Annotated in this window: 7 protein-coding genes; 3 read left to right on the top strand and 4 right to left on the bottom strand. The window is 39.6% G+C overall.

From position 1 onward, the window contains the following. Positions 1-5: 5 nt before the first annotated feature. Positions 6-605 carry a DUF2057 domain-containing protein gene (locus J8L73_RS15965; RefSeq protein WP_211018536.1) on the bottom strand — a complete coding sequence of 200 codons (600 nt, stop codon included), beginning with the start codon at positions 603-605 and terminating at the stop codon, positions 6-8. 92 nt (positions 606-697) lie between these two features. Here J8L73_RS15965 and J8L73_RS15960 point away from each other — a divergent pair, with 92 nt between their 5' ends. From J8L73_RS15960 to J8L73_RS15950, 3 genes are all read left to right on the top strand, one after another. Further along, positions 698-1060 (top strand): histidine triad nucleotide-binding protein, encoded by a 363-nt coding sequence (locus J8L73_RS15960; RefSeq protein ID WP_211001527.1) that lies wholly within the window; start codon positions 698-700, stop codon positions 1058-1060. A gap of 220 nt (positions 1061-1280) precedes the next feature. Further along, positions 1281-1937 (top strand): response regulator transcription factor, encoded by a 657-nt coding sequence (locus J8L73_RS15955; RefSeq protein WP_211018534.1) that lies wholly within the window; start codon positions 1281-1283, stop codon positions 1935-1937. A 123-nt stretch (positions 1938-2060) separates the two neighbouring features. Beyond that, positions 2061-4217, top strand: a complete 2157-nt coding sequence (locus J8L73_RS15950; protein ID WP_211001529.1) for an ATP-binding protein — start codon at positions 2061-2063, stop codon at positions 4215-4217. Between the two features lie 25 nt (positions 4218-4242). On the opposite strand, the gene J8L73_RS15945 is transcribed toward J8L73_RS15950, so the two are convergent. The 3 genes from J8L73_RS15945 to J8L73_RS15935 form a co-directional block, all read right to left on the bottom strand. Next, on the bottom strand, positions 4243-5661 hold the full coding sequence (locus tag J8L73_RS15945; protein WP_211018532.1) for a mannose-1-phosphate guanylyltransferase/mannose-6-phosphate isomerase: 1419 nt from the start codon (positions 5659-5661) through the stop codon (positions 4243-4245). A 68-nt stretch (positions 5662-5729) separates the two neighbouring features. Next, on the bottom strand, positions 5730-6503 hold the full coding sequence (locus J8L73_RS15940; RefSeq protein ID WP_211018530.1) for an amidohydrolase: 774 nt from the start codon (positions 6501-6503) through the stop codon (positions 5730-5732). Beyond that, positions 6491-7633, bottom strand: a complete 1143-nt coding sequence (locus J8L73_RS15935; RefSeq protein ID WP_211018528.1) for a methionine aminotransferase — start codon at positions 7631-7633, stop codon at positions 6491-6493. The genes J8L73_RS15940 and J8L73_RS15935 overlap by 13 nt, the downstream gene beginning before the upstream one ends. Positions 7634-7671 lie beyond the last annotated feature (38 nt).

Here is a 7671-nt window from a genome sequence, read left to right as displayed (position 1 = left end):
CTATTTTACTTAGTTACTTTTTCTAAAAATGCTTTTCGCTCCGTCGCAGTGGCTTGCTGCCACCAAAAGTCGAGCATTTGGGGTGCACTTGGCATTCCTTTTCCATTTATAGGCGCAATAGGCTTTATTGGCTGACTAGGGCGTGAGGGCCCTGCTGGAACTGTGTTTTGCATTGCAGGTTTATTACTTGCAAGCTGGGTATTAGAAACAACACTTAAAGGTTTCGCCACCGCGCTACTTTTTGCTTTTAAACTTACTTGTGGTGCTTCAGCGAACACTTTTGCAGACACTGCATTTTCAGCACGGTTAAACACTAAGGTATAGTCTTTACCAGCCTCAATAGTTACATTCACCCAAAACGGTTCTGACTCTACAACTTCGTGTGTATCGTAATCATCTTCGTATAAGTCTGTATATTTGAGTTTTAGTTGATAAGTGCCCGGTGCAAGCTCTACATCATCAATACGGCTAAACAAAGAACTTTCCAGTATACGATCGCCCACTTGCAAAGGAACAAACTCTTCTGGGAAGTGAATATTTTCAGCATTAGCAGAAGAACTAAGTAGTAATGCAACAGCACTACCTATTAAAATTGGTTTAAGCATATTAACTCCTTTATTTGATTTCAGTTTGACACTGCTTTGAAAGTTTGTCATTAGTGAGCTTAAATTTCGTACCACTTAATTAGGGACACAGCATGAGCCAAGAAACTATTTTTACCAAAATAATAAATAAAGAAATCCCAGCAGACATTATTTATGAGGACGAAGACACACTTGCATTTAAAGATATAAACCCACAAGCTCCTTTTCATGCTCTTATTATCCCAAAAAAAGCAATTTCAACAATCAATGATATTACGCCTGAGAACTCTCATTTAGTCGGTAATTTGTATGTGGTTGCTGCTAAATTAGCAAAACAATATAACTTTAGCGATGAGGGTTACCGCGTAGTAATGAACTGTAATGAACATGGTGGGCAAACTGTTTACCACATACATTTACACATGCTTGGCGGTAAAGAAATGGGTTGGCCACCGTATCAGAGCACTAAAAAGTAAATTAATTATTTTAGTGAAATTATCCGGCTCAAATATTTAGTTACAAATGTTATGGTTTTTCATGATTATAAAGTGAAAAACAGTTACTTATTTGCAACATTTTATGTTTAAATAATCGTAAAATCGTATTTGTTCTTGAGTACATCGGCGACTTTCTAATACAAAAGGTGTGGAAGTCGTGGTAAACTCAATCAGTCAGCTTTATAAAAGAGTAAAAAACATGAGCAGTTCAGCCTTTTTGTTATTAGATCAAGAGCCAATTAACACTATTGGTATTAACGTTTTAGAACCTTTGTTAAAAACGCAAGGCCTTGACGTAACCACTGGTACAAACATTTTAGATGTGCCTGAAGGGACTCGACTTCTGTTTATTGAAACATCTAGTAAAGATGCATGGGGAAAGCTAAAAGAACAATTAGTAAACCTGCGTATTAAATGCGATATCATATTATTTAATCTAGACGAAAACCCAGAGCTCGCTAACCGCGCGCTATTAAGCGGTATTCGTGGTGTTTTTTACACAACAGATAACGCCGATGTATTAATGAAGGGCATTCGTTTATTACTTGAAGATCAACTTTGGTACCGCCGCGATATAATGTGTAACGCACTAAACCGTATGCTTCAGTTTAATAAAGATGCACTACATAAACTAACCGAAGGTGATATAGAGCCTGTTAAACTTACAAAGCGAGAGAAAGCAATAATCTCACTTATGAGCAAAGGTTCTAAAAACAAAGAGATTGCAGAAGATTTAAGTATTAGCCCGCACACAGTTAAAACTCACTTATACAGCGCATTTAGAAAAACTAAATGTCGTAATCGTATTGAGCTACTATCTTGGGCACAGCAAAATATTCCAGACGAAATTCGCTAACCTAAATATTTATTGGTAACTTTAAAAACAGACACTTAAGTGTCTGTTTTTGTATGTGTTATATGCTTGTCTAATACCATACTTTTTATTATTCTCAACTAAACTCCTTTTGCTGGAATATTAATGCTCGACTCCTTTACTCTTTTTTTTGCCAGCATTGCGACTATGATCGTCATGACTTTTCTTAACTTTTTAACATGGCGAACAAATAAAAATACTCCTGGTACGCTACTTTATATTTTTTATCCCATTTTATTGCTGGGTGCTGCAATAGGCTTTACCACAGTAGTCGAAAGTCACAACCTTGTTGTAGTAAGCATTGCCACCCTAATGATGTTTTCAGCGTCACTGGTGCATTGCTTGTCGTTAAGCCAGTTTTTAAATTACCGGGGCTTAAGCTTTAAATTTCTGTGCTCATTTACTCTTTTTAGCGCTGTAATGCTATTTTACTACTCATTTATAAACCCATCATTAGAAGAGCGAATACTAGCCTCAGATTTACAACACATAACCGAAGCAATATTTTTACTTTATATTTTTATAAAGTATGCCCGTAAGCCCTACCCCAATGGCAGTATTGTTTACATAACCATTTTAACGTTGGTTGTATTTAGCTTTATTGGCCGCTCATTTTTTATGGGTAACATCAACCAAGCAACGTTATCAGAAAGCGGCTGGTTTAGTTTATTACTTTTTTTGAATGGTGTTATTGCTCCCATGTTTTATGCCGCAGGCATGGCACTATTATGTAATGAACGCAGAGAGCAAAACTTAAACCAATTAGCCGACAAAGCACAAAAAGATTTGGAAATACGTGGCTTATTTTTATCAACGATTAGCCACGAAATACGCACTCCACTTAATGGCATACTCGGCAGTGCGCAACTGGTTATGAACCAAACAAGTGACACGCGAAATAAAGCCTACTGCGAGGCAATTATTAACTCCACCGAGTCACTTAACTTATTGGTCGATAAAGTACTCGACTATGCAAGCCTAGATCAAAGCGATGAAGCGCTTTACGAGGAGGATATAGAATTTAAGACATGGCTTAATAACTTATGCTTGTTATTGAGCCCGCTTGCAGAGCAAAAGCAGCTTAAGTTTGAGCTAATTTGTAATATTCCCGAGCAAGCATGTTATTACTGCGACCAACAAAAATTAAGGCAAATAATTATTAACTTAGTGGGCAACGCCATTAAGTTTACTGATTACGGAAGTGTTAAAATTCAGGTCGACTTAGTCCTCGAAAAGCAGCTTGAGCACACCATAAAAGTTAGTGTAAAAGACTCAGGCCCCGGCATCGAAAACGACGAAATAGCCTATCTCACAGAGCCTTATGTACAAAGTAGTGCCGGCAAAGAAAAAGGCGGCACAGGCCTTGGCCTTGCTATTACTAGTCGACTTTTAGAAAAACTAGGCAGTCGCTTAGAAATAGCCAGCCAATTAGGCACAGGCAGTGTATTTAGCTTTTCTGTAACCTTTGCTATAGGCGAATTAAGCCTTGTAGAGCAACGCCACCAAACAAAGGATTACCTAACAGGCCTAGATGTTTTGCTGGTTGAAGATTTAGATTTAAACCAAAAAATTGCCATTGAATTTATGGCCGATGATGAGCATAAAATTAAGCTTGCCAAAGATGGTAAAAGCGCTATTGAGCTGATGCAAGCCCATCATTTCGATGTTGTATTGCTTGATATGAACTTACCTGACTTCACAGGGCAAGAAGTACTCAAGCAGCTAAAACGCATAGATCATAAAAACCAGCGCACCCCTGTACTTGCTTTTACAGCAAGCCTTAGCCCTGATGAAGTAAAGGAATATTTATCTTTAGGAATAAAAGACATTGTGGGTAAGCCAATAAAACACGAAAAACTAAGACAAGCGCTTAGTGATTCTCAATCAAATCAGACAACAAATATTGCCGTAGAGCTTGTTGATACCTTATATGATGAAACCGCCGCAGAAACGCTAACGAGTTCGTTTAGTGAAGACGAAGTGTCGTCTATTTATAATGAGTTTGTCCTCTCTGCGCGTAACAAACTAATACGTTGCCAAGGTTTAATAGACCATCAACCCGAGCAATGCATTAAGTTATTGCACCGCCAAGCAAGCACCGCTTTACAACTCGGATTTAACCGCTACGGCATTGAACTGAAAAAGATAGAGCGCCGATTGCTTGATAATAAACCCCATAACAACCTGCTTGATGAAGCGTTAGAACTATGGCAGCGCAGCCTAGAGCAATATTTAAAGTACGTGCGCGGGCAGTTGGGGTAATGGGCTTTTTTACAGGTTAAGGTTTTTATTCTCTACCATACTTATCATTAAATCGCTCTATGTCGCTTTCATCTAGTACAGCGCCGGTTTGCACTTCAATGACTATTAACGGCTCTTTTTGATTGTTAGCTAAACTGTGTATTTGTTTTGCTGCAATATAGCAAGATTGGTCATGGTTGAGTGTTAATGCTTGCTCATCAATACGAACATCAGCAATACCCAATACCACCACCCAATGCTCTGCACGATGCTGATGGCGCTGCGTCGAAAGTTTAGCACCGCTATTAACGGTTATTTTTTTAACTTTAAAACCACTACCTTCAACCAAAGTGCGGTAGTTACCCCATGGACGATACACAATCTGATGGTGATTGAGTTTATCGCTTTGGCCCATTGCTAATTGTTTTAGTAATAAAGGTAAGCCATCGAGCTTATTTTTATCGGCAACAAGTGTGGCGTCGTGAGTGTGAATAATGGCTAAGTCACTTACCCCAAGCGTTGCGATACTATGGTCATGTTCGCTAATAACAAAATTATTAGTACTGTTTTGCGCTATATGATTTTGGTTTTCATTATTACCGTGCGCATCTTGCTTAGTAAGACTTGCAAGAGCGCTAAAGCTACCTACATCACTCCATTTAAGCGCAACGGGCATAACCGCTACATTATTGCTGCGCTCTAAAATAGCGTAATCAATAGAGTCACTTGGGCAGCTTTTAAGTGGCTCTATGTTTGGCCTTGTAAAACCTAAGTCGTGTGAAAACTGAGATGCCGCTTTCACACTGTGCGCTATTTTTGGCGCAAAACGTTCAAGCTCATTTAAATAAGCACGTGGCGTAAATAAAAACATGCCGCTATTCCAACTATAGCGGCCTTCAGCTAAGTATTTTTGCGCCGTAGCTAGATTTGGCTTTTCTTTAAATTCAGCGACTTCAAAACAGTTTGAGCCGGAAATTTTACTGCCTTGCTTTATATAGCCAAACCCGGTGTGCGCCTTGGTGGGTGTGATTGAAAATGTAACTAGCATGCCTTGCTCAGCTAATTTAACAGCATCATTTAACTGAAGTGTTAGCTCAGCAAAATTTTCAATATGATGATCGGCTGGCATCACCAACATTGGCCCTTCAATACCCTGCTGTAGTGCGTAATGCGCAGCTAACGCAATAGCAGGTGCCGTATTTTTACCCTGCGGCTCTAGTAAAAGCCCTTGCGGGTTAGCAATTGTGCTTTGCTCGGCGGCAATAAAACGGTGTTGCTCGTTACAAACAAGTATTGGCTTTGCAAACTGATCACCTGATACACGCGCTAAAGTGCTTTGTAATAACGAGTGCGTGTTATCAAGCAAGGGTAAAAATTGCTTAGGCATCGCTTGGCGAGAAAGCGGCCATAGCCGAGTGCCAATGCCGCCCGCTAAAATTACCGGTGTAATAAGGGATGTATTCATAAAGCCGCCAATAAAAATATCAGCGGCTATTTTAGCACTTAATATTTTTAGTGCTACGTGAAGATAATTTAAGTTAGCGTAAACGGATCGGCATCTAAATAAGCGGGAAACGCGGTTTTAAAATCTTCCAGCGGTGCTTTTTCAAGCGTTACAGTGAGTAACTCTTGCGTATTATTTTTTGCTTTAGCGAGCGTATCGCCTTTAAAGTCGTATACGGCCGTACCGCCATTGTGCGCAACGCCGTTACCGTCATCGCCAACACGGTTTACAGCCACTACGTAACATAAGTTTTCCATTGCGCGCGCCATTAATAACGTATCCCAAATGTGGCGACGAACTGCAGGCCAATTGGCTACGTTTATCATTACATCGTAGTCGTTATTATTACGTTGGAAAACCGGAAAGCGAAGGTCGTAACACACCTGTGGAAGTAGCTTAAAGCCATTAATTTCAAATGTTTTACGCGCTTGCCCTGCTACAACATAGTCGCCCTCACTTCCTAACCTAAATAAATGGCGTTTATCGTAATAATTCACTTCACCTTTAGGGGTTACCCAATAAAACCGATTGGCTTTTTTATTACCTTGTACAACTAATACCGACCCTGCAATAATTGCGTTATGCTTATGTGCTTGCGCTTTTAGCCAAGTGAGTACTTTGCCGTTTTCAGGCTCTGCACAATCAAGGTTAATAGCAAAACCAGTGGCAAAGGTTTCGGGTAATAAAATTAAATCGGGGTTAGCGGTTATCTCTGCTAATTTTTTATCGAACATGGCTAAATTGGCGTCTTTATCGAGCCAATGCAGCTCACTTTGCACTAAGGTAAGCGTTAAAGTTGACATAATATTTGCGCAGCCTCTATTAAGGTTTCATCGTTTTTAGCAAAACATAGTCGAATCACTTTATCATTTGAGGGCTGCTTATAAAACACACTAAGTGGAATCGCCGCAACACCTGCCTGCTCTACAAGCCAGTGACAAAAATCAACACCGTTTAAGTCAGACACATCACTATAATCGAGCAATAAAAAGTAAGTACCTTGGCTTGGTAAAATATTAAAGCGGCTATCACTCAAATGCTTTATTAATAAATCGCGTTTTTGCTGATAAAAACCACTTAACTCATCTACATGCTCGCCCTGTTGCTCTAGCATATCGGCGAGTGCATGCTGCGCTGGCGTAAAGCTTGAGAATGTAACGTATTGATGGATTTTTCTAAATTCAGTAGCTAGGTGTGCAGGTACAATGCAGTAACCCATTTTCCAACCTGTACTATGAAATGTTTTACCAAAGCTTGATATAACAAAGCTTTTTTCTCTTAGTTGCTCATCGCGCAGCATACTTAAATGTTGCTGGCCGTCAAAAGTGATGTGCTCATAAACTTCATCGCTAATTACAAAGATTTTGTGAGCACTTACCAACTCTTTAAGTGCTTTTATGTCTTGCGGCTGCAGTATTTTACCACTTGGGTTATGTGGCGTATTAACAATAATAGCGCGAGTATTTTTAGTGATTGATTGGCTAACTATCTGCCAATCAATTGTATAATTAGGCGCATTTAACGCAACATGTACTGCCTTACCGCCTGCTAACTCAATAGCGGGTTGGTAAGAGTCATAAGCGGGGTCGAATACGATGACTTCATCATCAGGGCGTACTATAGTTTGAATAGCAACAAATAGCGCCTCAGTAGCACCCGATGTAATCGTAACTTGCTCTGCCGCATTAATTTTTACAGCGTATTTTCGCTCAACTAAATTGGCTATTTGCAGCTGTAATCGTGGTACACCGCTTGAGGGCGAATACTGATTTACACCTTGCTGAACATAGTAATTTAGCTGTGTTTTTAAAAGTGCGGGAGCGTCAAATTCAGGAAAGCCCTGCGATAAGTTAATTGCTGAAAACTGATTAGCTAAGCCACTCATTTGGCTAAATATACTAACACCTAAATTTGGTAATTTACTTTCAAACACGTGATGCCCTTAATGATGGTTTTGCGCTCAAAGCGATG

Source organism: Pseudoalteromonas sp. MMG006 (assembly GCF_018101025.1).
Lineage (GTDB): Bacteria > Pseudomonadota > Gammaproteobacteria > Enterobacterales > Alteromonadaceae > Pseudoalteromonas.
The sequence above is the reverse complement of the archived record's forward strand: the minus strand, read 5'-3'. Positions and strand labels throughout refer to the sequence as shown.

Excerpts from the sequence above, each read along its gene's own strand:
- J8L73_RS15965 (WP_211018536.1), bottom strand. The coding sequence starts at position 605 with ATGCTTAAACCAATTTTAATAGGTAGTGCTGTTGCATTACTACTTAGT.
- J8L73_RS15960 (WP_211001527.1), top strand. The coding sequence starts at position 698 with ATGAGCCAAGAAACTATTTTTACCAAAATAATAAATAAAGAAATCCCA.
- J8L73_RS15955 (WP_211018534.1), top strand. The coding sequence starts at position 1,281 with ATGAGCAGTTCAGCCTTTTTGTTATTAGATCAAGAGCCAATTAACACT.
- J8L73_RS15950 (WP_211001529.1), top strand. The coding sequence starts at position 2,061 with ATGCTCGACTCCTTTACTCTTTTTTTTGCCAGCATTGCGACTATGATC.
- J8L73_RS15945 (WP_211018532.1), bottom strand. The coding sequence starts at position 5,661 with ATGAATACATCCCTTATTACACCGGTAATTTTAGCGGGCGGCATTGGC.
- J8L73_RS15940 (WP_211018530.1), bottom strand. The coding sequence starts at position 6,503 with ATGTCAACTTTAACGCTTACCTTAGTGCAAAGTGAGCTGCATTGGCTC.